Origin of the sequence: Leucobacter iarius, from assembly GCF_039530105.1 — a bacterium.
Classification (GTDB): Bacteria; Actinomycetota; Actinomycetes; order Actinomycetales; family Microbacteriaceae; genus Leucobacter; species Leucobacter iarius.
In genome coordinates this window covers 24,792-48,799 of sequence record NZ_BAAAOB010000003.1, presented here as the reverse complement: position 1 = coordinate 48,799, position 24,008 = coordinate 24,792, and the positions used below count along the sequence as shown (strand labels likewise).

General features: G+C 71.0%; 26 protein-coding genes. 12 read left to right on the top strand and 14 right to left on the bottom strand.

Annotated features, from left to right (window positions below):
* Window positions 1-158 precede the first annotated feature (158 nt).
* Window positions 159-842, top strand: a complete 684-nt coding sequence (locus ABD169_RS11890) for a FadR/GntR family transcriptional regulator (protein WP_344032495.1) — start codon at window positions 159-161, stop codon at window positions 840-842.
* 212 nt (window positions 843-1,054) lie between these two features.
* The gene (locus ABD169_RS11885; RefSeq protein WP_344032493.1) at window positions 1,055-2,134 is read left to right on the top strand and encodes an FUSC family protein; all 1,080 of its coding nucleotides are present in this window, start codon (window positions 1,055-1,057) and stop codon (window positions 2,132-2,134) included.
* A gap of 64 nt (window positions 2,135-2,198) precedes the next feature.
* Here the strand turns inward: ABD169_RS11885 and ABD169_RS11880 are convergent, their stop codons facing one another.
* Window positions 2,199-3,842, bottom strand: a complete 1,644-nt coding sequence (locus ABD169_RS11880; protein WP_344032491.1) for a DUF4822 domain-containing protein — start codon at window positions 3,840-3,842, stop codon at window positions 2,199-2,201.
* Between the two features lie 181 nt (window positions 3,843-4,023).
* Between ABD169_RS11880 and ABD169_RS11875 the strand changes: the two genes are divergently transcribed.
* Window positions 4,024-5,304: a threonine/serine exporter family protein gene (locus ABD169_RS11875; RefSeq protein ID WP_344032489.1), complete on the top strand. Its 1,281-nt coding sequence runs from the start codon at window positions 4,024-4,026 to the stop codon at window positions 5,302-5,304.
* 37 nt (window positions 5,305-5,341) lie between these two features.
* Here the strand turns inward: ABD169_RS11875 and ABD169_RS11870 are convergent, their stop codons facing one another.
* Both ABD169_RS11870 and ABD169_RS11865 read right to left on the bottom strand, forming a co-directional pair.
* Entirely contained in the window at window positions 5,342-5,968 is a 627-nt protein-coding gene (locus tag ABD169_RS11870) for a response regulator (protein WP_344032487.1), read from the bottom strand.
* The gene (locus ABD169_RS11865; RefSeq protein ID WP_344032485.1) at window positions 5,965-7,134 is read right to left on the bottom strand and encodes a sensor histidine kinase; all 1,170 of its coding nucleotides are present in this window, start codon (window positions 7,132-7,134) and stop codon (window positions 5,965-5,967) included. Before ABD169_RS11865 ends, ABD169_RS11870 begins: the two co-directional genes overlap by 4 nt.
* A gap of 78 nt (window positions 7,135-7,212) precedes the next feature.
* On the opposite strand from ABD169_RS11865, the gene ABD169_RS11860 reads away from it, so the two are divergent.
* The gene (locus ABD169_RS11860; RefSeq protein WP_344032483.1) at window positions 7,213-8,031 is read left to right on the top strand and encodes a tyrosine-protein phosphatase; all 819 of its coding nucleotides are present in this window, start codon (window positions 7,213-7,215) and stop codon (window positions 8,029-8,031) included.
* A 26-nt stretch (window positions 8,032-8,057) separates the two neighbouring features.
* Window positions 8,058-8,957, top strand: a complete 900-nt coding sequence (locus tag ABD169_RS11855) for an AfsA-related hotdog domain-containing protein (RefSeq protein ID WP_344032481.1) — start codon at window positions 8,058-8,060, stop codon at window positions 8,955-8,957.
* Here the strand turns inward: ABD169_RS11855 and ABD169_RS11850 are convergent.
* A complete protein-coding gene (locus ABD169_RS11850; RefSeq protein ID WP_046454723.1) occupies window positions 8,873-9,586 on the bottom strand; it encodes a ScbR family autoregulator-binding transcription factor in 714 nt (237 codons plus the stop codon). The two genes, ABD169_RS11855 and ABD169_RS11850, sit on opposite strands and share 85 nt — an antisense overlap.
* A gap of 92 nt (window positions 9,587-9,678) precedes the next feature.
* On the opposite strand from ABD169_RS11850, the gene ABD169_RS11845 reads away from it, so the two are divergent.
* The gene (locus tag ABD169_RS11845; protein WP_344032478.1) at window positions 9,679-10,602 is read left to right on the top strand and encodes an NAD-dependent epimerase/dehydratase family protein; all 924 of its coding nucleotides are present in this window, start codon (window positions 9,679-9,681) and stop codon (window positions 10,600-10,602) included.
* A 37-nt stretch (window positions 10,603-10,639) separates the two neighbouring features.
* On the opposite strand, the gene kdpC is transcribed toward ABD169_RS11845, so the two are convergent.
* From kdpC to kdpF, 4 genes are read right to left on the bottom strand one after another with little or no spacing between them, the layout of a single operon-like run.
* A complete protein-coding gene (gene kdpC / locus ABD169_RS11840; RefSeq protein WP_344032476.1) occupies window positions 10,640-11,257 on the bottom strand; it encodes a potassium-transporting ATPase subunit KdpC in 618 nt (205 codons plus the stop codon).
* Between the two features lie 13 nt (window positions 11,258-11,270).
* Window positions 11,271-13,406 carry a potassium-transporting ATPase subunit KdpB gene (gene kdpB, locus ABD169_RS11835; protein WP_344032474.1) on the bottom strand — a complete coding sequence of 712 codons (2,136 nt, stop codon included), beginning with the start codon at window positions 13,404-13,406 and terminating at the stop codon, window positions 11,271-11,273.
* Window positions 13,403-15,076 carry a potassium-transporting ATPase subunit KdpA gene (gene kdpA / locus ABD169_RS11830; protein WP_344032472.1) on the bottom strand — a complete coding sequence of 558 codons (1,674 nt, stop codon included), beginning with the start codon at window positions 15,074-15,076 and terminating at the stop codon, window positions 13,403-13,405. The genes kdpB and kdpA overlap by 4 nt, the downstream gene beginning before the upstream one ends.
* Window positions 15,076-15,168 carry a K(+)-transporting ATPase subunit F gene (gene kdpF / locus ABD169_RS11825; RefSeq protein WP_158234942.1) on the bottom strand — a complete coding sequence of 31 codons (93 nt, stop codon included), beginning with the start codon at window positions 15,166-15,168 and terminating at the stop codon, window positions 15,076-15,078. The genes kdpA and kdpF overlap by 1 nt, the downstream gene beginning before the upstream one ends.
* Window positions 15,169-15,360: 192 nt before the next feature.
* Here kdpF and ABD169_RS11820 point away from each other — a divergent pair, with 192 nt between their 5' ends.
* Together ABD169_RS11820 and ABD169_RS11815 are read left to right on the top strand one after the other, a co-directional pair.
* Window positions 15,361-15,747, top strand: coding sequence for an MmcQ/YjbR family DNA-binding protein (locus ABD169_RS11820; RefSeq protein WP_344032469.1), 387 nt, complete (start codon window positions 15,361-15,363; stop codon window positions 15,745-15,747).
* Complete coding sequence (locus ABD169_RS11815; RefSeq protein WP_344032466.1) at window positions 15,744-16,334, top strand: hypothetical protein; 591 nt, start codon at window positions 15,744-15,746, stop codon at window positions 16,332-16,334. Before ABD169_RS11820 ends, ABD169_RS11815 begins: the two co-directional genes overlap by 4 nt.
* Here ABD169_RS11815 and ABD169_RS11810 read toward each other — a convergent pair whose 3' ends face one another.
* Entirely contained in the window at window positions 16,335-16,883 is a 549-nt protein-coding gene (locus ABD169_RS11810; protein WP_344032464.1) for a hypothetical protein, read from the bottom strand.
* A gap of 69 nt (window positions 16,884-16,952) precedes the next feature.
* Here ABD169_RS11810 and ABD169_RS11805 point away from each other — a divergent pair, with 69 nt between their 5' ends.
* Window positions 16,953-17,549 carry a TetR/AcrR family transcriptional regulator gene (locus ABD169_RS11805; RefSeq protein WP_344032462.1) on the top strand — a complete coding sequence of 199 codons (597 nt, stop codon included), beginning with the start codon at window positions 16,953-16,955 and terminating at the stop codon, window positions 17,547-17,549.
* Here the strand turns inward: ABD169_RS11805 and ABD169_RS11800 are convergent.
* Both ABD169_RS11800 and ABD169_RS11795 read right to left on the bottom strand, forming a co-directional pair.
* Window positions 17,546-18,148, bottom strand: coding sequence for a response regulator transcription factor (locus tag ABD169_RS11800; protein WP_344032460.1), 603 nt, complete (start codon window positions 18,146-18,148; stop codon window positions 17,546-17,548). The genes ABD169_RS11805 and ABD169_RS11800 overlap by 4 nt on opposite strands.
* Entirely contained in the window at window positions 18,145-19,362 is a 1,218-nt protein-coding gene (locus tag ABD169_RS11795) for a sensor histidine kinase (protein ID WP_344032458.1), read from the bottom strand. Before ABD169_RS11795 ends, ABD169_RS11800 begins: the two co-directional genes overlap by 4 nt.
* A gap of 180 nt (window positions 19,363-19,542) precedes the next feature.
* Here ABD169_RS11795 and ABD169_RS11790 point away from each other — a divergent pair, with 180 nt between their 5' ends.
* A complete protein-coding gene (locus tag ABD169_RS11790) occupies window positions 19,543-20,475 on the top strand; it encodes an alpha/beta fold hydrolase (RefSeq protein ID WP_344032456.1) in 933 nt (310 codons plus the stop codon).
* A 9-nt stretch (window positions 20,476-20,484) separates the two neighbouring features.
* Here ABD169_RS11790 and ABD169_RS11785 read toward each other — a convergent pair whose 3' ends face one another.
* Window positions 20,485-21,597: a DNA alkylation repair protein gene (locus ABD169_RS11785; protein ID WP_344032454.1), complete on the bottom strand. Its 1,113-nt coding sequence runs from the start codon at window positions 21,595-21,597 to the stop codon at window positions 20,485-20,487.
* The gene (locus ABD169_RS11780; protein WP_344032452.1) at window positions 21,581-22,069 is read right to left on the bottom strand and encodes a MarR family winged helix-turn-helix transcriptional regulator; all 489 of its coding nucleotides are present in this window, start codon (window positions 22,067-22,069) and stop codon (window positions 21,581-21,583) included. Before ABD169_RS11780 ends, ABD169_RS11785 begins: the two co-directional genes overlap by 17 nt.
* 54 nt (window positions 22,070-22,123) lie before the next feature.
* On the opposite strand from ABD169_RS11780, the gene ABD169_RS11775 reads away from it, so the two are divergent.
* The gene (locus ABD169_RS11775; protein ID WP_344032450.1) at window positions 22,124-22,849 is read left to right on the top strand and encodes a hypothetical protein; all 726 of its coding nucleotides are present in this window, start codon (window positions 22,124-22,126) and stop codon (window positions 22,847-22,849) included.
* 5 nt (window positions 22,850-22,854) lie between these two features.
* On the top strand, window positions 22,855-23,214 hold the full coding sequence (locus ABD169_RS11770; protein WP_344032448.1) for a Fe-S protein: 360 nt from the start codon (window positions 22,855-22,857) through the stop codon (window positions 23,212-23,214).
* An 18-nt stretch (window positions 23,215-23,232) separates the two neighbouring features.
* Here the strand turns inward: ABD169_RS11770 and ABD169_RS11765 are convergent, their stop codons facing one another.
* Window positions 23,233-23,937, bottom strand: coding sequence for a VOC family protein (locus ABD169_RS11765; RefSeq protein WP_344032446.1), 705 nt, complete (start codon window positions 23,935-23,937; stop codon window positions 23,233-23,235).
* Window positions 23,938-24,008 lie beyond the last annotated feature (71 nt).

Here is a 24,008-nt window from a genome sequence, read left to right as displayed (position 1 = left end):
TTCCTTCTTCGATCGGTCTGGTCGATCGGCGCATCACTCCGCAGCGGGACGCCGATCGCACAGGTCCCCGCCGCGGCGGCGAAGAAGGAGGAACCCGTGGAACGTCATGCGCCGAGAATATCACAACTCCTCAGACAAGCAGAAGAGATGAGAAGATCATGGCCCAGGTGAAACGCACCCCCCTGGCCGATCAGGCGGCGGAACTGCTGCTCGAACGGATCCGCTCGGGCGAATGGACCCTCGGCGAGAAGCTCCCCGGCGAGACGACGCTCGCCCCGCAGCTGGGCGTCGGCCGCTCGACCGTCCGCGAGGCGATCCGCCAGCTCGCCGGCCGCGGCGTCCTCGCCTCCCGGCAGGGATCGGGCGTGTTCGTCACCGCCCTCGACGCCCCCGAGGGCTGGGACACCGTCGTCCGCCGCAGCGACATCGTCGCGGTGATCGAAGCGCGGATCGCGATCGAGAGCGAGGCTGCGGCGCTCGCCGCAGAACGCCGCACCCCGGGCGAGCTCCGCGCGATCCGCCGAGCCCTGGGCCTGCGCGCGGAGCGTCGCAGCGAGCTCGCCACGCACGTCGATGCCGACACCGGCTTCCACCGCAGCGTGGTCGCCGCCGCCCAGAATCCCATCCTCGCCGAGCTCTTCGACGGGTTCACCCCCCGCCTGCGCGACGCGATGATCGAGATGCTGCGCACCCGAGGAGCATTCGGAGACGACGCGGACCACGACGCGCACGCCCGCCTCGTCGAGGCGATCGCCGACCGCGACCCGGACCGCGCACGAGCCCTCAGCCGCGCACACCTGCGAGCGCTGGCCGAGACCTTCGAAGGCGCCACCGGGAGGTAGTCCCCGAAGAATGGTGGCCCATGCGGATATGCAGACTGGGGTCCTCGTCGCCACGCATGGGCCACCCTGCCGGAGCCCCAGGGGGGGTTGAGGCCTCACGACTGGAGATCGCCGAACCGCGATCCCAGATACACTGTAACCGGTTACCGGCCACAACGCAAACGGCTCCCTGTCCGGTCCCCTCGTCCGCACGTTCACGGAAGAATGGACGGGTGAGTACGCGTCAGAAGATCCAGAAGTGGCTCCCCCGCGCGCACGGCGCGGAGGTCGCACTGCGCACCGCGCTCTCGCTCGGCATCGCGCTCTGCGCCCTCGCGCTCTTCGGACGCCTCGACCTCGCCTCGTACGCGATGTTCGGGTCGTTCTGCGCGGTTTTCGGATTCAACGAGCCGTATCGGGTGCGCGCCCGGACCGTCGGTCTCGCGGGGATCGGAATCCTCGTGGCGATCAGCACGGGGATCCTGCTCTCCGCGGCCGACGCACCGATCGCGGCGATCGGTGCCGCCACCCTGATCATGCTGGCGGTCGCGGTGCCCGCGAACGTGGTGATCGGGCTGATCCCGACTCCCCCGTTCTTTCACATCATCGCCCTGCTCGTCTGCACGGCGATCCCGGTTCCGGGGTCGGGGTCGGAGATCCTGCTCCGCATCGCGGTCGCTGCGGGGGCCACGGTGCTCGCCTGGCTGATCAGCCTCTCGGGCTGGGCGGTCCGGCGCGCGTGGCCGGGGCACGCGCGTGCGTCGCACGCTCTGGCCCGCCCGTTCTTCAAGGATCTGAACCGCACTCCCCGCGTCGACTTCTCAGCGCTGCGCGACTCCCGAGTGTGGCGCAGCGTCGCCGAGAACCTGGCCGGCGCGGTCCTCGCCTACGCCCTCGCGTCGGCGTTCGGCGGCTCGCGTCCCTACTGGGCGGTGCTCACGGTCGTGTGCGTGATCGCACCCGCGCGTGCCCGACCGTCGGCCGGGCACGCGATCGAGCGGGTGATCGGCACCGCCGTCGGGCTGGTCGTCGTCTGGCTGCTCGAGCCGCTGCAGCTCGGAGCTCCCGCCGTGATCGCGATCATCGTCGTCTGCCAGTTCTTCACCCAGCTCTTCGTCGTGCGGGCCTACGCCGCGGGACTGGTCTTCATCACCGTCATGGTGTTCGCCAGCCTGTCGTTCGTGATCCCCCTCGACGGTCCGATTCTCGTCGAGCGGTTCGTCGAGACGGTCATCGGCTCGGCCGCCGGGTTGCTGGTCATGCTCCCCGGCTGGATCCTCGACCGACGGGCGGCCCGCCGGCCGAGCGCGTAGCTCGAGCGAACGCCTCGGCCCGCTCCCCGGACGCGATTCCGGAAGAGCGGGCCGAGCACCGCGATCAGCCGCGGAGGCGCCGCATCAGGACGCGACCGCCGAGCAGTCCGCCGCCCGTGATCGCCGCGATCGCCGCCGCCACGATCCCGGCGACCGCCGACTGACCGCCGGTCACGGCGAGGCGATCCTTCGCGCCCTGCGCGTTCTCGCCCGAGCCGTTGCCGCCGCCGTTCGACCCGGCATTCGACCCGTTCTGGCTGCCCTGGCCGTTGCTTCCGCCGTTCGCGCCGCCGTTGCTTCCGCCGTTCGCTCCACCGTTGCTTCCGCCGTTCGCACCGCCGTTGCTCCCGCCGTTCGCACCGCCGTTGCTCCCGCCGTTCGCACCGCCGTTCCCGGTGCCCGGCTCGGGGTGCGCGGTCGGAGTGTGGACGATGTCGACCCACTTCGAGGCGTCGTTCGCGTCCACGACCCGGTAGGTGAACTCGGCGTCGGTGAGCGCGACGATCGGCACGATCCGCTCGAACAGCACCGCGCCGGCATCGTTCTTCGCCGCGATCCAGCGTGCGAGCTTGCCGTCGACGACGCGCATCTCCCAGTCGCCGTGCATCTTCGGGCTGTCGTCCAGGTTGAACATGGTGAAGGTGCCGTCGGCCGTGAAGTAGGCGTTGCCCACGAAGTTCGCTGCGCGGCTGTCGTCGAGCGCGACCGGGTTGCCGTCCTGGTCCACCGCGCCCGTCGTCTCCCAGGGAGTCGCCGCGAGCGCCGCCGTCGCGGCGGCGAGGTCGACGGTGCCCGGCTCGACGTGGGTGGTCGGCGTGTGCACGATGTCGACGTACGCACCGCCGGCACCGGCGACGCGATAGGTGAACTCGGCACCGTCGAGCTTCACGATCGGGACCTCGCGCTCGAACAGCACGTTGCCGTCGGCGTCCTTCGCGTTGATCCAACGCACCAGCTGGCCGCCGACGACGCGCATCTCCCAGTCGCCGCGGAGCTTGGGCGAGTCGTCGAGATTGAACATCGTGTACGTGCCGTCGGCCGTGAAGTAGGCGTTGCCGACGAAGTTCGCCGCGCGCGGATCGTCGAGCGCGACCGGATTGCCGGCCTGATCGACCGAGCTCGTGGTCTCCCACGGCGTCGCGGAGAGCGCCGCGGTCGCGGTGGCGATCACGGCCGCCTCCGTGCCGGGCTCGACATGGGTGGTGGGCGTGTGCACGATATCGACCCACTTGCTCGCGTCCGTCGCATCGACGACCCGATAGGTGAACTCGGCGCCGGTGAGGGTGACGATCGGCACGGTGCGCTCGAACAGCACGTTGCCCGCGGTGTCCTTGGCGTTGATCCAGCGCGACGAGCCGTCGGCCGCGACGGTCCAGTCGCCGCGGAGCTTCGGCGAGTCGTCGAGGTTGAACATCGTGTAGGTGCCGTCGGCCTTGAAGTACGCGTTGCCGACGAAGTTCGCCGCGCGCGGGTCGTCGAGCGCCACCGCGTTGCCGTCCTGGTCCACGGCACCCGAGGTCACCCACGGGGTCGAGGCCAGCACGTCGGTGGGCGTCGAGGCGGCGGGAGCGAGCGCCGACACCGCGGTCGTCGGGGACGGGCCGCCGACGGCGAGCGCCGCGCCCGCGGGCAGCAGGCAGGCCGCGGCGACGGTCGCGGTCGTAGCGGCGAGCATCCATCCGCGTGAGGACGAGGGGCGAGCGATCATGTGCGGGTTCCTTTGCAGATTCGATCCGGGGACAGGTCGGAGCCGATGGGGCTCAGCGACACCTTCCACGCTAGGAATCGACGCACCGACCGAGCATCAACCGATCGGTTGAAGCTCACCCGCACCGCTAGAATCGCAGCATCGGCAGAGCCGCTGCGGCTCCGGGAGAACAGGGCTGAGGGTGGCTGAAGACATCGTGCTGGGCGAGCTCGGCGCGCTCCTCCTCGACGGAGGATCCTCCGTGACCGACGTGCGCGGCTCCCTCGAGCAGGTGCAGCGACGCAGCGGCACCGATTCGGATCTCCGCTTCGCGGTGCTGCCCGAGCTCGTACTCGTCAGCCGCGCGGGCGTCTCGGCGTCCACGAGCATCGCGTACGCCGGGGCGAAACCGCTCTCCTTCCGGCAATCCGCCCACGCGAACCGGTTCGCCCGGGATCTGGAGGCCGGACGCCAGACGCTCTCCGACGCACCGCGACGCATCGCCGAGATCCGTTCGATCCGCGAGCGTCTGCCCGCCGCGACGAACATCATCGGGATCGCCATCCTCTCGATGGGTCTCGCAGCTCTCGTGCGCTGCCCGTGGTGGGCGATCCTGTTGGCGTTCTTCGTCGGCGCACTGGTCGGCACGATCACCAACGCCATGTCGCGGGTCCGGTCCGCCGCCGCCATCGCCCCGTTCGTCTCGGCTCTCGTCTCGACGGTCGCCGTCGGTGCATTCGCCGGCTGGCTGGAGCTCGGCCCGGTCCCCCTGTTCGCGGTCTGCGCCCCCATCGCCATCCTCGTGCCGGGCGCGATCATCACCAACGGTCTCCTCGAACTGACCTCCACCGACATCGTCACGGGCGCCTCGCGTCTCATGTACGGCCTGATCATGCTCGCGTTCATGGCCGCGGGCGTCTTCGCCGGCGCGCACCTCACCGGGCTCAGGATCGATTCCGGATCCGCTGCGCTCGTCGCCGAAGCCGCCCACTCCGTGAGCGAACGCTCCGGATGGGAGGCGCTGCCGCCGCTCTGGCTCTCCTGGATCGGGGTCGTCCTCCTCGCCGTCGGCATCGGTCTCGCGTTCGGAGCCGGGCTCCGCCTGACGCTCGTGAGCGCCGCGGTGATGACGGGGACCTACGCGGTCCTCGTGCTCCTCACCCCGGTGCTCGGGAACGCCGTCGCGACCGGCCTCACCGCTGCGCTGCTGTTCGTCGCGGCTCGCGCACTCGAGCGCCTCACCCTCGCGATTCCCGCGACCGTGTCGTTCCAGTCCGCCTTCCTGCTGCTCGTACCGGGGACCGTCGGCCTCGTGGCGCTGGCGAGCTTCGACGCGTCGGCTCTCGCGTCCGCACCGATGATCTTCCTCAGCCTCTGCATCGGGACCAAGGTCGGAGCGCTCACCGCCGATCTCGCCCACATCACCCGCACATCGCTGCGGTCGCGACGGCGAACCCCGGTAGTGCCGTCCGCCGGAGTGTGACCCGCGCCGGAGCCACCCGCTCGGAACCGGGACCGGCTCAGATCCGGATCAGCCCGCGCTTCACCGCGATGGCGATCGCGGCCTGACGGTTCTCGGCTCCGAGCTTCGTAAACGCATGGTGCAGGTGCGTCTTGACCGTCGCCTCGCTGACCACCAGCGCCTGCGCGAGCTCCCGGTTTGAGAGCCCCGATGCCGCGAGCGCGAGCACCTCGAGTTCGCGCGCGGTGAGGATGTCGTCGGGGTGCCTGCTGCGGTCGCGCAGCCGCTCCGAGATCCGACCGGCGAGCGCCCCCTCCCCGGCGGCAGCGGATCGGATCGCCCGGAAGAGCTCCGCCGGGCGGCTGTCCTTGACCAGGTAACCGGCGGCTCCCGCGTCGATCGCACGCACGATGTCCGCGTCGGAATCGTAGGCGGTGAACACGAGCACGTGCGTCCCCGGGCTGGCCCGCAGAATGCCGCGGGTGGCCGCGATCCCGTCGGGCAGGTCGTCGCCGAGATCGAGGTCGACGAGCGCGACATCGATCCCGCCACGGCTCGCGAGGTCGACGGCCTCATCGGCCGAGCCCGCCTCCGCCGCGATCTCGAAATCGGGCTGTGTGCCGAGCAGTGCGCTCAGCCCGTGGCGGAGCACCGGGTGATCGTCGAGCAGCAGGATCCGGATCACGATGGAGCTCCTTCGTCCGGGGTCGGCAGGATCGCGGCGACGACCGTGCCCCGTCCGGGCCCGGACTCGATCGTGAGGGTCCCGCCGAGGCTCTCCGCGCGCCAGGTCATCGCGCGGAGTCCGAAGCCGTCGCCGTCGCCGCCCGAATCGAACCCCCTGCCGTCGTCCGAGACGTCCACGCCGACCTCGCCGGCGAAGTAGGTGAGCGTCACTCGCACGGTCCCCGCGGCGGCGTGCTTCCGCGCGTTGATCAGCGCCTCCTGGACGATCCGCTGCAGGGCGTGCGCCACCGCCTCGGGCACCGACCGTTCGTCTCCGACGACCTCGAATCCGGCGCCCGAGGCGGTCGCCTGCGCGCTCAACGCGGAGGTGAGCGAGGCCGCGGTCTCGCGGGGATCGGCCAGGCCGTGCAGCAGCTGCCGGGTCTCGACCAGCGCCTCGCGCAGCGTCTCCCGTGCCTCCTCGACCGACGACGACGATCCCTCCGGCCGCAGTCCGTCGGTCTCGAGCAGCAGGAGCGCGCTCGCGGTCCGCTGCACGACGGTGTCGTGCAGCTCGCTCGCGACCCTCCCGCGCTCGGCCAGCGCCCCCGCCTCCCGTTCGCTGCGCGCGAGCCGTTCGCGGGCCTCGAGCAGTTCGCGGTTGAGGCGGCGCTGCTCCGACAGCGCGCGATCGAGCGCGGCGTAGGCCGACGCGAGCACGAGCCCGCCGAAGAACGGACCGAGCACGAGCCCCGGGTCCTGTCCGTTCGACATGATGAGCAGGCCGAGGCTCACCGCGATGACGATCACGGCCGAGAGCCACAGCGCCGCCCGGCCCCGCAGCACGCGATGGACCGCGACGAACAGCGCGAACGCGCACCAGCCGAACGACGGGGCGATGATCGTGAGCGGCAGCCAGAAGGCCGTGGCGAGCAGCAATCCCGCCGACTGGCGGGTCCCGACGCTCCCGCGCCCGAGGACCGCGGCCGCGTAGCTCGCGCCGGTGCCGATCGCGAGCAGCAGCACGAGGATCCCCTCGCCCGCGAGTTCGTGCCGCGAGAAGTAGCGCAGCCCGCAGACCAGGAGCAGCACCGCGAATCCCAGGTCGACCGCGCGATCCACCCCGCTCCGTCGAACGGGCAACGGTTCCGCCGTCCGGTACCCCGGTCGCTTCGTTTCGGTCATGATGGGGTCAAGTATCCCTGAACTCCGCGGCTCGAGCCTCAATCGATAGGCTGAGTCCAGCGACGAAAGCTGGTGCACATGAACCTCACAGACGTTCTTCCGGTCACGCACAATGCCCGCGGTCTCGGCGGTCTCCCGACCGAGCGCGGCGAACGGATCGCCCCGGTGCTCTTCCGAGCCGATGCGCTCGCGGGGCTCACCGACGCCGGTCTCGCCGGCCTCGCCGAGCTCGGCATCGGCACCGTCGTCGATCTGCGCACCGAGCACGAGCGCGCCCGATCGGCCGATTCGCTGCCGGAGGACGGCAGCGTCGAGTTCATGGCGCTCCCGGTGCTCGGCGGCGCCATGGACGAGATGGCCAAGAGCCTGATGCCCGCCGAGGGGCGGTCGAGCGGCGCGGGCATCGACCCCGAACGGATCGCGGCGCTGCTCGACACCGTTCCGACGCTCGACGAGCTCTACCTCTCGATCCTCGCCAGCAGCCCCGCGCAGTTCGCGACCCTGGCCCGCGCCGTCGTCGACGCAGCCGGAACCGACCGCCCGGGCGTGCTCTTCCATTGCACCGCGGGCAAGGACCGCACGGGCATCGCAGCCGCGCTGCTGCTCGCGGTCGCCGGTGTCCCGCGCGAGACGATCGTCGCCGACTACGCGCTCACCGAGCGCAACCTCGCCGGGCCCTTCGCGCAGACGCTGCTGGGCTACATCTCCGCCACCGGGATCCCGCTGACCCCGAAGCTCGAGGAGCTCGCCACGAAGTCGCCCGCGAGCGCGATCAGCGCGGCCCTCGATTGGGTCGAGCGGGAGCACGGCGACGCGGGGACCTACCTGCGGTCCGGCGGGCTCTCAGCGGACGAACTTCTGCGGCTCCGCAGCGCACTCGTCGCTCCCGTGGCCTGAGCCGCACACGGATCGACGGCCCGAGCATGCTCCCCGACGACGCGGTAGCGATCCCCCTGGAGTACACGCACAAGCGTCACCCCGAGGAGGCTCTGCTGCGGGCGTATCGACCGGTACCTCGCGGGTCGGAGATCGAGCTCTTCCTCACCTCCGGCTGGGCTGCGAACTTCGACACCCGCGCGGCGGAGTTCGCGCTCCGGGTCGCCGAAGCGCTCCGCCAGTCGGTGATCGTCGCGGCGCACCTGGCTCACGACGTGCCGCTCGGAGACGCGTTCGTCATGGAGCGGATGCGCCTCCGCGGGGCCTCCCCGTGCACGGATGCAAGCACGACCGTCCGCGTCGCCGCCCGGTCTCCGCGGATCGCGGGAGGGCGGCTCGTCTCGATGATCGCCGAGGTGCGCTTCTTCGCCGATGGCGAGGAAGTCCTCAGCGGAGAAGGGTATCTGCGCGTGGTCCCCGACCACGTCTCCCGCCGCATGCGCAGCGGCAGGACGAGATCGGACGAGCTCGAGGTCCCGACGCCGATCGAGCAGGGGTTCACGGTGCACCCCTCGCCCGAGGGCGGGCTCGCCGTCTTCTACGACGCGCGGCACCCGCTCTTCTTCGACCACCCGGTCGACCACGTTCCCGGGATGCTGCTCATCGCGGTCGCGCTCGACGCTTTCGCGAACCGGTTCCCGGGTCGCCCGGTCACCGCATTCGATGCCCGGTTCCTCGACTTCATCGAGCTCGACGAATCACGGCTCCTGTCGATGCGCGCATCGACAGGACGCACCGCGCTGCGCAGCCTGCACCGCGTGCACTTCGGCCCGGCGAACCGGGCCTCCGCGGTGATCGACGTCTATTCGGCTTCGGCGGTGCCGCTCTCGATGGCCGAAGCAGCCTCTTCCTCGGCCGGGGTCTCGGCGTCGATGAGGGTCGAGTGATCGTCGAGCAGGCGCTGCACGGACTCGCTCGTGCAATCGGCCTTGACGACCTGCGAGAACAGGATCGGCCACAGGCGCGCGAGACGCTCGGGCAGATCGCTGCTGCCCGAGACCGCGGACGACATGAACTGGGTTCCCGTGAACGCGGAGTTGATGACCTCGGCGAAGTGCTCGAGGTCGATGCCCTCGGCGAGCTCGCCGGCGGCCCGCGCCTTCTCGAGCAGCTGGACGCACTGCCGGGTCCAATCGAGGTACGGCTGGGCCGAGCTGATGCCGAGGTCCTCGACGGACTCGGTGCTGAGCCGGAGACCCGCGCGCACCACCGGATTGGTCGAGATGAGGTTCGCGAGCTTCGCGGACACCACGATGATGTCCTGGATGCCGCTCGGCGAGTTCATCTCGTCGACGGCGGTCGCCGCCTCCATGACGATGCGGTGCTGCTGCTCGATGACCGCGTTCGCGATGTCGGTCTTCGCCGGGAAGTGGAAGAGCAGGGTGCCGAGCGCGGCCCCGGCTCGCTCAGCGACGTCGGCGACGCGCGTCGCCCGGTAGCCGCTCTCGGAGAAACACTCGCCGGCCGCGGCGATGATACGGGCGCGAGTCCTGATCGCGCGCTGCTGTCGTGCCACGGGGTCCTTCCCATTGGTCCAGGCGGTTCCGGTCGGAACCGCGTGATGCAATCCAGACGAGTCTATCCATCGAAGGCGGAAAAGGAACGAGTATGAGGATTCTTGTCACCGGCGGCACAGGTTTTCTCGGTTCCCACGCCATCGCGGAGCTCTCAGCGCGAGGACACGACGTCGTCTCGCTGTCGCGCTCCGGCATCGCCCGACCCCCCGCGACCGCTGACGGCGGCAGCGTCGAGCATCTCCAGGCCGACCTCGCCGGCGAGCTGCCCGTCGCGCGCATGGGAGCCGACGTCTACCTGCTCTGCGCCGCGTACGTCGGGCCCGACGCCCGCACCGCCGAAGCGGTGAACACCGGCGGCGCCGAGCGCCTGGTGCGGGCCGCACAGACGCACGGCGCCCCGGTCGTCTCCCTCAGCACGCTGTCGGTCTACGGATCGGGGCCGCACCGGGGCCAGGCCGAGGGCGCGCTCGAACCGCACCCGGAATCCGTCGCCTCGCGCACCCGCGTCGCAGCCGAGGAGATCGTGCTGGCGTCCGGCGGAGCGGTGCTGCGCACCGCGCTCACCACGGGTGCGGGCGACCGCTGGGTGATCCCGACCCTGACGAGGGTCGCATCGAGGCTCGGCGCGCCCGACGAGCTGCGCGCCGTGCGCAGCTCGGTGATCGCGGCGCCCGCGCTCGCGCGGGCCGCAGCAGGAGCCGCCATCCGGCTGGCCGAGGACCCCGATGGGGCGTTCCGCGCGCGGACCCTCCACCTCGCCCACCCGGAGCCCGTGAACCTGGTCGGGCTCTGCGAGCGGTTGACCGGGATCGCGGTGCCCCGCGTCTCGTCCGAAGCGTTCGCGCAGGGAGTGGAGGGGCTGGGTCTCAGCCCGCATCAGACGCGCCTGCTCACCGAGGATCACTGGTACGAGTCGTCGGCGATCTGGGAAGCTCTGGGCGAAGACCCCGGCCCGGCCGTCGACCCGAGTCCCGACGCGGTCGCCTGGTACCGGGAGCGCCTCGCCGAGCGCTGACCCTGCGTCGTCGGCTCCGTCGCTCGCGCCGCTCCCGCTACGGCCTCGCGGCCTCGTCGAGCGCGAGGTTGAGTTCGACCACGTTGACCCGGGTCTCGCCGATGAATCCCAGGTCGGGCCCGGACGTGTGCCGGGCGACCAGTCGCTCCACCTCGGCCTGCGGCATGCCGCAGGCCTCCGCCACGCGCCGCACCTGCAGCTGCGCGTAGGCGGGGCTGATGTTCGGGTCGAGACCGGAGCCCGATGCCGTCACCGCGTCGACGGGCACCCGGGACTCCGGTACGCCGTTGAACTCCGCGACCTGCACCTTCCGCTCGCCGATCTGCTGCACGAGCTCCGGGCTCTCGGGTCCGAAGTTCGATCCGCCGGACTGCGCGGCGTCGTACCCCTTCCCCGCGGCGGAGGGGCGCGGCTGGAAGTACTGCCGCAGCGGCTTCCCGTCGGCGTCCGAGAAGCTCTGCCCGAGCAGTGCGGAACCGACGAGGCGGCCGTCCGCGGCCCGCACCGGCGAGCCGTTCGCCTGCCATGGGAACGCGAGCTGGCCGATCCCCGTGACGAGCAGGGGGTAGGCGATGCCGAGCAGCACGGTGAAGATCAGCATGAGGCGCAGCGCGATCCAGGTGCCGCGCGCGGCGCGGTTGATCGGTCGTGGCATGTCCGGTCCCCTCTCAGTATCCCGGCAGCAGGCTGACGACGAGGTCGATGAGCTTGATGCCGATGATCGGCACCAGCAGGCCGCTGAGCCCGCAGTAGATCAGGTTGCGGGTCAGTGCGGAGCGCAGGTTCTCGGTGCGATACGGCACGCCGATGAGGGCGAGCGGGATCAGGATGCCCATGACGAGGCTGCTGAAGATCACGGTCGACAGGATCGCCGAGGCCGGCGAATGGAGCCGCAGGATGTTGAGCGCGTCGAGGCCCGGGAACGTGCCGACGAACAGCGCGGGGAAGAGCGTGAAGTACCGCACCGCGTCGTTCGCGAAGTTGAAGGTCATGAGCGCGCCGCGGGTCGCCATCTGCCGACGGCCCACCTTGATGATGTCGACGAGGTGCGTCGGGTCGTCGTCGAGGATCACCATGTTGGCCGAGGACTTCGCCGCGGCCGTGGCCGTGTTCATCGCAATCCCGATGTCGGCCTGTGCGAGCGCGGGCGCGTCGTTGATGCCGTCGCCGCTCATCGCGACGATGTGCCCCTCCTCCTGCTCCCGCTGGATGAGGGCGAGCTTGTCCTCCGGCGTGGAATCCCCGACGTACTCGTCGATCCCCGCCTCGGCGGCGATCGCCTTCGCCGTGAGCCGGTGGTCGCCCGTCACCATCACGGTGCGGACCCCGAGGGCGTGCAGCGCCGAGATCTTCTTCGGCACCGAGTCCTTGACGACGTCCTGCAGGTGGATGAGCCCGAGCGCGTGACCGATGCCCGACACCGGCTTGACCGCGACGACGAGCGGCGTGCCGCCGGTCTGGGCGATGCGTTTGGTGCTCGCCTTCAGATCGAGGATGATCTGCCGCTGCGGCTGGGTCCCCTGCTGCTTCAACCAGGCCACGACCGCCGACACGGCGCCCTTGCGGATGCTCGTCCCGTCGGGCAGGTCGATGCCCGAGATCCGCGTCGCCGCGCTGAAGTGCACGGTGCGCCCGCCGGCCGCATCGCCGGCCAGGATCCGCACGCCCTCCTCCTCGGCGAGGCGCACCGTCGAGGCGCCCTCCGGAGTCGGGTCGCCGATCGAGGCGAGGGCCGCGGCGCGCATCAGCTGTTCGAGGTCGGTGCCGCCGACCGGCACGAACGCGATCGCGCTGCGGCTGCCCCGGGTCACGGTCCCGGTCTTGTCGAGCAGCACGGTCGTGATGTCGCCCGCGGTCTCGAGCGATTTCGCCGAGGTGACGAGCACGCCGCGCTGCAGCAGCTGCGACATCCCGGCGATGCCGGTCACCGACATGAGCGCGGCGATCTCGGTCGGGATCAGGCAGACCACGAGGGCGACGAGCACGGGGACCGACACCGGTTCGGCAACTGGCGACACGACCGAGTTGAGCGTGAGCACGAGCAGCACGAACGAGATGGAGAACGAGGCGAGCAGCGTGCTGAAGGCCACCTCGATCGGCGACTTCTTGCGCCGCGACTTGCTGGCCAGGCGAATGGTGCGAGCCGCCGCGCTGGCGTCGCGCGACGCGCTGATCCGGACCACCAGCCGGTCCGACAGCCCGCGGCTGCCGCCCATGACCGCAGTGCGGTCGCCCCCGGCCTCGCGGATCACCGCCCCCGGACGACCGGTGATCTCGGACTCGTCGACCTCGGCCGCGCCCCACAGCACCTCCCCGTCCGAGGGGATCGTCTCCCCCGCCTCGACGACCACGACATCGCCCGGTCGGAGCACGCGGGAGTCCACCCGCTCGACCGCGGTGCGCCGCACCGCCGGATCCTTCGACCGGCTGTAGCCGGCCACCCGGCAGGCCGTTTCGGTCGCGTTCGAGCGGCGCAGCGACTCCGTCTGCTGGCGACCGTGCCCTTCGGCGATCGATTCCGCCAGGGTCGCGGTGAACAGGCAGGCCCAGAATCCCGCGGCGAGGGCCCAGGTGAACCCGAAGGGCATCTGCGTGCCGCCGGAGGGCTGCTCGGTGCCCGCGATGGAGTCGAGGATCGCGATCACCGTGGTGAGCGCGGCGCCCACCTCGGTGAGGAGCAGCACGGGGTTGTGCCAGAGGTAGCGCGGGTCGAACTTGCGCAGCGCGTCGAGCAGCACCGGCCCGAGCGTGCGCAGGGCGATGACCGCGTTCCGCCGCTTCTCGCGGGCGAGCTGGGAACTCATCCGTTCAGCCCCTCGGCGAGGGGGCCTGCGAGCATGATCGGGACGAACATCGGCACGGTGATGAAGATGATGAGGCTCACGAGCAGCACGATGAACTGCGGCCGGTGCAGGGGCATCTCGACGGTGGTGGCGACCTTGCCCTGCGCCGCGAGCGACCCGGCGAGGGCGAGCACGAGCACGATCGGGAGGAACCTGCCGAGCATGATCACGACGCCGAGGGTGATGTTCAGCAGCGGGGTGTTCGCGTAGAGGCCGGCGAACGCCGATCCGTTGTTGATGGCCGCGGAGATGAATGCGTAGAGCACCTCGGAGAGGCCGTGCGACCCCGCGTTGCCGGTGCTCGCGATGATCTCGTCGTGCACGGCGGGGATCGCGAACCCGACCGCCATGCCGCCGATCGCGAGCGTCGGCATCACGAGGATCGAGATGCTCACGATCTTGAGCTCCCGCACGCCGAGGCGCTTGCCGAGGTAGACGGGCGAGCGCCCGAGCAGGAGCGTGGTGAGGAACACCGCGATGACGAGCAGCACGAGGATCGCGTAGAGGCCCGAACCCGCTCCGCCCGGCGCGACCTCGCCGAGCATCATGTCGAACATGAGCATGAGGCCGCCGAGCGCGGTGTAGGAGCCGTGCATCGAGTTCACCGCACCGCCGGTGGTGCCGGTCGTCGCGGTCGCGAACAGCGTCGACCCGATGATCCCGAACCGCTGCTCCTTGCCCTCCATCGCGCCGCCGGCGAGCTCGGGCGCCGTGCCGACGCCTGCGAACTCGAATGCCGTCAGCGGAATGTAGACGAGCACGAACAGCACGGCCATCGTGAGCAGGAGCGCGTAGCCGGCCCGCTGGTCGCCGACCATGGTGCCGAAGGTCCGCGGCATCGCGAACGGGATCAGCAGCAGGAGGACCGTCTGGAGGATGTTGGTCCAGGGGGTCGGGTTCTCGAACGGGTGCGCGGAGTTCGCGTTGAAGAAGCCGCCGCCGTTGGTGCCGATCATCTTGATCGCCTCCTGCGAGGCGACGGGTCCGCCGGGGATCGTCTGCCCGGCCCCCGCGACGGTCGTGATGTCGGTGAAGCCCGCGAAGTTCTGGATCACGCCGCCGGCGATCAGCACGATCGCGGCGACGATCGAGAGGGGCAGCAGGATGCGGATGTTGGCCCGCACGAGGTCGACCCAGAAGTTGCCGAGCCCGCTGCGCCGTCCGCGCGAAGCGAAGCCGCGGATGAGCGCGACGGCCACGGCCATGCTCACCCCGGCCGAGACGAAGTTCTGCACCGCGAGCCCGCCCATCTGGGCGGCGTAGCCGAGCGTGTGCTCAGGCGAGTAGGACTGCCAGTTGGTGTTGCCTACGAACGAGATCGCCGTGTTGAACGCGAGGTCCGGGCTCATGGGCGGCAGCCCGAGCGAGAACGGCAGCACCGGCTGCAACCTGAGGATCAGGTAGAGCAGCGCGAATCCGACCGCCGAGAACAGCAGCACCGCGGCGAGGTACCGCCGCCAGGTCTGCTGCCGGTCGGGGTCGATACCCGACAACCGGTAGACGAGCCGTTCGATCCCCCAGTGCCGATCGGAGGTGAACACCCAGGCCATGTAGTCGCCGAGGGGGCGGTAGAGCAGGCCGAGAACGACGATGACGGTGAGCAGCGCGACCGCCGCGAGGATCCACTCCATCAGAAGCGGTCCGCTTTGAGCAGGGCGTACACCAGATAGACGAGCGCCGCGACGCCGATGATCACGGCGACGATCTCGATGATGCCCAACAACTTCCGACTCCCTTGTGAGGACTGCCCGTTGAGCATAGTGCCGCAGCCTCGGCGTCGCCATTCCACCGGAGATTCGGTGCGATCTTCGTGCGCGAGCACTGCATCGGCAGGGCTCGGCCGATTCCGACGGTGCTGCGCCACGAAGCATGCGCATACACTGAGCCCGGATCCTGATCCGGGAGGAGGCGCGCGATGCGCGACGACGTGCTGCAGCGGTGGGCGAGCGACCGCGCCGAGGAGCTTCCCGGCGCGCACGTCGAGTACCCCTTCGGCCCCGACTTCGAGGTGTTCCGCGTGCGCGACCTCATGTTCATGGCGCACACCGTCAGGACCGGCGCTCCGATCGTGATCCTCAAGGCGAGGCCCGCCGACGCCGAGGTGCTGCGCGAGGCGTTCGCCGAGATCACGCCGGGGTACCACATGAACAAGAAGCACTGGATCACCCTCAATCCGGGCGGTCGGCTCGAGCGGCAGCTCGTCGAGGACCTCGTGACCGAGTCCTATCTCCTCGTCGCCGAGAAGCTGCCCCGGGCTCAGCGGCCCGTCGACCCCGCGACCTTCGGGCAGCGTCCGGCATGAGTCCCGCGGACGAGCCGAGCGGCCTGGGCGTCGTGCGTTTCGTCGACGCGCTCGATCCAGCCGCGCCGCCGCAGGGACTCCCGCTGCCCCGCCGGCTGGGCAGCCTCGGGCGCGCGATCCTGGCACTCGTGTTCGCCGCGGCGACCACGCTCGGCGCCGTCGGCGCCGTCGAGCTGTGGACGATGCCGACGCCCGGAACCTGGTTCTCGGTCCTCTTCACGGTGTTCATCGCGGCGCTCGTCGCGGCCGCCTGGTTCGCGTTCGCGACCGCGTTCCGGCGGGCGCAGCGGGAGCGGGACGCTTCGGTCCGATGGCTGCGGGAGCTCGGGAGCGTGACCGCCGAGGACGGCCGCATCGTCGACCGCTTCGTGAATCTCGGCGACGACGGCGACGTGGCCGCGTTCGAGGTGACGGTCGAGATCGCGGGCTCCGCGGCGGTGTCGGCCCAGTGGGAGCCCCTCGCCGGTCTGCGGAAGCTGCTCCAGCCGCAGCTGCCGGGGGTCGGCTCCCGAGTGCTCGTCTGGCGCGCACCGGGATCGCCGAGGCTCGTCGTCGACGTGCTCGACCCGACGCGCGTCGGCGACTGATCAGGCGCGCTGCACGGCCTCCGCCGGAGCCTTCTTCGGCCAGACCGTGTAGCTGATCGCCCAGACCACATCGATGCCCAGGATGATGCCGAGGATCCGGTAGGTGTCGCCGAGCGCGGTGACCTGGGCGGGGTCCGGGGCGATCGCCGTCAGCAGCCAGAGGAGCCCCGCGGCGATGCCGACCGCGAGCAGCGTGAACGGGACGTCCTTCCAGCACTTGAGCGTGTAGGCCGAACCGCTCAGCCGGACCGGCGCAGGCCCTCCGGCGAAGCGGTGCGCGAAGCGGACGTCGGCCCACTTGACCATGCGGTGCCCGTAGGCGACGGAGAACCCCAGGTAGATCGCGGCCAGGGTGTGGGCGAAGTCCGCCCGTCCGCCGCCGCGCAGATCGATCGCGGCGGCGGCGAGCAGGACCAGGTCGACCACCGGGGTGAGCAGGAGCAGCACGGCACCGAGGCGCGGCCGACGCAGCAGGTACCGTGCGGCGAGGCCCGCGGCGATGAGCACCCAGAACGCGATTTCGCAGCCGATGATGATTGCATAGATCATGCGGAGAGCCTCCTCGAGTCGATCCACCCACTTTAATACACTCGTATCAAAACTTAACCGGGAATTTCCGTGACCCCACGCACCTCAGCCGAGCAGCGGCGCGAGCGCATCGCGCGAGCCGCGTGGAGCGTCATGTCCGAGCGCGGCCTCAGCGCCGTCTCCGTGCGCAGCATCGCCGCCGAGGCCGGACTCTCGGTCGGCTCCCTGCAGAACACCTTCCCGACCCGCGCCGACCTGATCGTCCACGCCGCGGAGCTGATGATCCAGCGCGTGATCGACCGGGTCGCGGCCGAGGACCAGGAGGGCGATCCGATCGAGGCCACGCTGCGCATCTTCACGCATCTGCTCCCGCTCACCCCCGAGAGTCGCGTCGAGATGGACGTCAACGTCGCTCTCATCGCCGAGAGCCGCGCGCTCCCCCAGCTCGAGGAGATCCGCGACGAGGCGCACCGGGCCCTCGCCGCGGGATGCCGCAGGGCGATCGACCGGATCGCTCCGGGAACCGCCGAAGACGAGGCGAATCGGCGCGCGGCCCGCTTGCACGCGCTGACGGACGGGATCGCGCTGCACCTGCTGCACACCCCGGCCGACGGCGATCGCTCCTGGGCGCTCGAGATGCTGCGGAGCGAGCTGGAGGACCTCGCCGCCTCGTCGGCGACCGGCTAGATCCACCCCCGGTCGGCAGCGATCTTCGCCGCCGCATGCCGCGATTCCGCGTGCAGCTTCGCGATGGCGACCGACGCCACGTTGCGCACGGTGCCCGACGCGAGGTGCAGCAGCTTCGATATCTCGCGCGTCGACCGGCCGTCCCGCACGAGCCGGAGGACATCCGCCTCGCGCGAGGTCAGCGGGCTGCCCGGCTCGGAGAGCGCGGTCGCGGCGAGCGCCGAGTCGATGTACCGCTCCCCTCCGGCGACCGAACGGATGATCCGGGCGAGGTTCGCGGCCGGGGTCGACTTCGGCACGAAGCCCCGCACCCCGACCTCGAGCGCCCGCTTCAGCGCCCCGGGTCTCGCGTGCCTGGTGACGATCACGACGGAGGCCCGGGTCTGCCGCAGGATCTCCTTCGCCGCTCCGATGCCGTCGAGGCCGGGCATCTCGAGGTCGAGCAGGACGACGTCGGGATCGTGCGCGACCGCCGCCGCGACGGCGTCGGACCCGTTCGCCGCCTCCGCGACGACCCGGAGGTCCTCCTCGAGATCCAGCAGGGCCGAGAGCGCACCGCGGATCAGCTCCTCGTCATCGGCGAGCACGATTCGGATCACCGGGGACTCCCCTCGCTGCGGTGTTTCGATGCCCTGGGCACGCGGGCGACCAGCACGAAGCGGTCGCCGTCGCGGCGGTGCTCGAGCGTTCCGCCGACCGCGGCGAGTCGCCCGGAGAGCCCGGGGAGCCCGGTTCCGGCGGACGGCTCCCGGGAGGCGTCCTCGCGGTCGGAGACTCCGTCGTTCGCGATCGACAGTTCGGCACCGCCGTCAACTGCGCGGAGCTCGATGACCGTCCCGGTCGCGCGACTGTGGCGCAGCAGGTTCGTCGTCGCCTCCCGGACCGCCAGGGCGAGCGCCCGCTCCGCGGGCTCGGCGACGACGATCCCGTCGATCCGCACCTCGCAGCCGATCCCGGCCGAGCGGAGGATCTCGGCGGCGTTGCGGAGTTCGACGCTCAGAGACACCGCCCGGTAGTCGTTCACGAGCGCGCGGGTGTCCTCGATCGCGGTCCGCGAGATCTCCTGGATCTGGCGCAGCTCCTCCGCGACGGCCGCGGATCGATCCCGGTCTCCCACGAGGAGGCGCTCGGCGAGCTCGCTCTTCAGCGCGATGACCTGCAGGTGGTGCCCCTGGATGTCGTGCAGATCAGTGGCGAAGCGCAAACGCTCCCGCGCGACCGCGAGGTCCTCGGCGAGGCGTCGCGCGCGGTCGAGACGGAGCACCGAGTCATGGCTCCAGACGGTGAGGAACACCGCCGGGGGTGTGAACACCTGCACGAGCATCATCGCCACCGATTGCCCGTCGATCTCGGGAGCGGTCGCCCCGCGGAACGACAGGGAGAGCCCCCACCCGAGGATCAGCAGCGCGGGACCCGCGCAGAGCACCGCGATCCGCCGGCTCCTCGGCGCGAGGCAGGCCGCTACGCCCACGGCGAGCGCCAGCACCAGGCCCCATTCCCATCCGGCGAACGGCGGGAGGAGCGCCAGCACCCAGTTCGCGAGCCCGATCCCGAGGAGCGTCCACGCGATGCGGCGGCCGGCACGGCCCGGAGCCGTCCGGCGGAGCAGCACGGGGACCACCGCCACGGCCAGCACGGTTCCGAGACCGGTGAGCACGAGCAGCAGGACCGCGCGCGGTCCTGACACCGACGCCGCGAGGATCCCGACGACGAACTGCGTGAGCCCGGCGCTGAGGACGAGCGCCCACAGGGTGATCGCGGCGTAGCGGCGAGCGGACCTCACCTCGACCGGCTCCGCTTCGGCCTCCAGCATGCGGCTCAGTCTACCGAGGCGACCGAGGATCGCCGGGGCTGCGGGGCGCTCCGCTCGGATCGATGACAAACGTCACGCCGCCCGGTGATCCACGGCACTGCCGAGCCGCCCGACTCCCGCGAATACTGGGGCGGTGGGGTCGGAACCGGCCGATCCCGGAGACACTCAGTCAGGAGCCCCGTGCGCACCCTCGGAAGAATCGTCGTCCGCATCATGCTCGGCATCATCGGCGCGATCGCGCTCGTTCTCGCCGCGACCTCGGCGGGCAACGCCATCGCAAGCTCGGTGGAGGCCGATCAGATCGTTCCCTACGGCACCCGCGTGGAGGTCGACGGCAAGAAGATGAACGTCGTCGAGCGAGGAACGGGCTCGCGCACGGTCGTGCTCCTGCCCGGATTCGGCACGGCGGCACCGGGAATCGACTTCGAACCGCTGATCGCGCAACTGGAGTCGAAGTTCCGGGTGGTCGTCGTCGAGCCGTTCGGATCGGGCCTGAGCGACGACACCGATGCACCGCGCACCTCCGAGCGGTACGTGCAGGAGGTGCACGGTGCGCTCGAACGGCTCGGGATCGATCGCTACGCCATCGCGGCCCACTCGATCGCGGGAATCTACGCCCTCGCATACGCCGATCGCTATCCGGATGAGGTCACCGCGTTCATCGGCATCGACAGCAGCGTTCCCGGTCAGCCCGGCACCGATGACCCGCTCCCCATCGACCTGATGCGCTGGATGAAATGGCTCGGCATCAGCCGGCAGCTCGATGCCGCGGGCCCCGATCCTCTCGAGGGCCTGCCGTACTCGGACGAGCAGCGCGCCCAGAACCGGATCCTCTCGCTGCGGAACAGCCTCAGCTCGGCGTTCGTGAACGAGGCGGACGCTACGTCGGTGAACTTCCGGAACGCCGAGAAGCTGCGCTTCCCGACCGGACTGCCCGTGCTGCTCCTCGTCGCTCGGGATCCGAACGCGCCGGAGCCGGGCTGGCTGGACCTGCACCGCCGCCAGGCCGCGCAGACGCCCGACGGACGCGTGGTCGAACTCTCGGGGCCGCACTACCTGCATCACGTGCAGGCACCGCGGATCGCCGAGGAGATCGGCAAGCTGCTCGGCTAGACCGGGAGATCAGTTCTCGATCGCCTCCGGGCGCACCGCGAACGCCGCCCGTTCGAAGGCGACGCCGTTGACCTGCAGCGCGACCCCGTAGTCGCCCGGGTAGTAGCTCCGGGTGGTCAGCGCACGGAACGACCTCGACGCATCGACGCGGGTCCGTTCGCCCGGCGCGAGCGTCCGCCGCCCGATCTTGAAGACCTTGGTTCGCTCCCGACCGCGGGAGTCGGGGAAGAACAGCGCATAGTCGATCACGAGGTCCGCGGACTCGATACCGATGTTGCGGATCTCGGCCCCGAAGCGGACGGTTCCGCCCGGCTCGATGCGCCGCTCCGCGATCTCGATGGGCGAGACCTCGACCTCGGCGGCGCGGAATCCCAGCAGCGCGAGGGCGTCCGCGTCCCCGCGCTTGACCAGGGTGCGCAGCGCGTGGCTCGCGGTGCGGGCGACGTGCGGACCGCCCCGCCGCTGCCAGCCGCGGACGACCTCGACCGCGAACCCCGGGTGCGCCCGACTGTGGTCGTTGAGGTGATTCGCCACCGAGCGCCGCACCACCTCGTCCGGGTCGTCGTGCAGGGCGTCGAGGATCCCGCGGGTGAGGCCCGGGTCCTCGACGAGGCCCGGCACCCGTTCGCCCCAGGGCAGCAGCGGCCGGGTGCCCTCGGAGGCGAGCCTCCGCACGTGCGGGTCGGGGTCGGAGGTCCAGTCCGCCATCGTTCGGAGCGCCCGATGCAGGTCGTGCCGCAGCATCGGCCGCACCGAGAACTCCGAGGTCATGCGCGGCGTCAGCTCGCGCAGCAGTGCGAGCCCGTCGTCGAACGCCGCGTCGCTCCCGTCGTCGATCGCTCGGCGTCCGACCGCGAGGCCGACGCCCCAGAGCATCCAGCCGGCGAAGCCCGGATCCGCCGTCGCGCTGCGGACCACCGCGTTGAGCCGGTCCGCTCCGTCGTCGAGATCGGCGTCGAGCGCCTCCGCGAGCGCGCGGGCACGGGCGCTGAGCGCGAGCTCGCCCAGCCGCGCCGCCGCCGCGCGCAGCCCCGCGAACCCCGTGGCGGGTTCGGCTGCGGCGAGCGCCGCGATCAGCGCCTCCGCTTCGTCGGCGCCGAGCAGTTCATCCGCGAGCGGCATCGCCCGCGTCCTTCCGGCCGTACCCGGTGTGCACGTCGGGATCCAGGCCGTGGGCCGCGGCGAGCTTGGCCACGATCGCCGAGAACGCTTCGCGCTCTTCGGGTTCGAGCGGTTCGAGGATGTCGCGGCTCTGCGTCTCGGCGGCCGTGCGCAGGGTGCCGAGCACCCGCCGTCCGGCGTCGGTCGCGTCCAGCCGGTGATGGCGGCGGTCCGCCGGATCCCGGGTGCGGGAGACGAGCCCCGCACCCTCGAGCGAGTCGACCAGGACCACCACCCGGCTGGGGACCGAGCCGAGGCGGGTGGCGAGTTCGCGCTGACTGAGGCCGGGTTCCATCGCGATGATGCGGAGTACGCCCGCGGTGGCCGGGGTGAGGCCGGCGGGCTTGATCAGCTCGGCGAATCGGGCGGCCGCGAAGGCGCCCAACTGCGAGACGAGGAACCCGGTTCGGGGCGGGCGTCGAGGAGTGGTCACGCCACCATCATATCCCGGTTGACAGAATCATTCACCCTGTGCATCATTATTGCCATGACCGATTATTCGCACTCCCCTCGCCCGCACCGCCGTGCCGGCGGCCCGCCCCTCGGCCCGCTCGCGATCGTCACCCTCGCGCTGACCGTCGCCGGTATCGTGACCCTCATCGCCGGCACCGGTTCGGCGCCCGCACCGTTCGCGTCTCCCGCAGAAGTCGCCGCCTGGTACGCCGCGCATCCCACGGCGATCCGGATCGGCGCGCTGCTCCAGTTCGGTTCCGCCGTACCCCTCGGGATCCTGACGGCGTCGGTGTACGCACGCCAGCTCCGCCTCGGAGTACGGGTCCCCGGCCCCGTGATCGGCCTCTTCGGCGGCATCGCCGCGTCGATCGCGCTCGCGACCTCGGCGCTCGTCACCTGGACGCTCAGCTTTCCCGATGCGCTCGGCTCGCCCGACGCGGTGGCCCTGCTCGCCCGATTCTCGTTCGGCCTCGGCGGCGTCGCCTACGCCACCGGCCTCGGCCTGCTCATCGCGGGCATCGCCGTACCGGCGCTGATCCTCCGATTCGTGCCGCGCTGGCTCGCGATCCTGGGCCTCGTGCTCGGCGTCGCCGGAGAGCTCTCCTTCCTCTCGCTCGCGCTCGAGCCCCTGCAGGCGCTGCTGCCGATCGTGCGCTTCGGCGGCGGGGTCTGGCTCATCGCCGTCGCGCTCCTGCTGCCGCGCTCCCGTCCCCGCCGGGATCCGAGCGACCCCCGCGTCGAGCACCGGGCGGAGGGATGATCGCCATGGATCCGCTGCTCCTCCTGCGCGAGCTCCTCGTCCTCGTGCACCTCGTCGGGTTCGCGCTGCTCTTCGGCGGCTGGGCGGCGCAGGCCGCCCGCAGGCGCACCACCACGACCACGCTGTTCCGCACCGGCCTCGGCATCATGATCGTCTCGGGCCTGCTGCTCGCGATCCCCTTCCCCGCGGGCATCCACCTCGACTACGTCAAACTCGCCGTCAAGCTCGTGATCGCCTTCGCCATCGGCGGCACCTTCGGGGTCGTCATCACGCGCGAACGCGCCGGCCGTCCGACGAAGGCGCCGTTCTGGACCATCGGTGCGCTGTCGCTGCTGAACGCCGGCATCGCGGTGCTCTGGCACTGAGCGGCACCGCGGCGTGGCTCAGATCAGTGAGAACTCGTTGCCATCCGGATCGAGCAGGACGCGCCCGAGCACCGGCTCGGTCCCGAGATCGTCCGCGCCGAGGGCGAGCAGTCGATCGATCTCCGCCGCGAGCCGCTCCGGGCCGGCGTCGAGCGCCCTCAGCTCGAAACCGATGCGCATACGCTCGGTCTTCGGCGCCACGGGCGGACCTCCCCAGGTGATCTTGGTACCGCCGAGAGGCGATTGAATCGCCGTCTCCTCGTCCTGGTCCCACACGAGCGGCCAGCCGAGTGCCGCGCTCCAGAAGCGGCCGACTTCCGCGGTCCCGTCCCCCGCCAGAGCCCCGATCGCGCCGGTGTTCGCGAGAAAGGCGTTCCCCGGCTCGATCACGCAGAACTCGTTCCCCTCGGGGTCCGCCAGCACCACATGCGGCTCCTCCGGCAGTTGCCCGACGTCGTGATGGCGGCCCCCGGCGGCGAGCGCCCGATCCACGATCGCCCCCTGATCGTCGAGCGAACGGCTCGTCAGGTCGAAATGGAATCGATTCGCTCCCGTCTTCGCCCGGCCCGACGGGCGGAATCGGATCGGGATCTCACGAGGATCCGCCGCGAGCAGCACGGTCCCGTCACTGGAGACATCGCGCTCGAGCACGTCGCCCCAGAACCGGGCGAGCACCGAAGGGTCGGCCGCGTCGAACGTCAGGGCGTGCAGTTCGGACGGCATTCGGGCTCCTTCGCTATGCCCCCACGATAGGGGGTTTGTGAATTCTCCGTCCCCAATCACTCGAACATCGT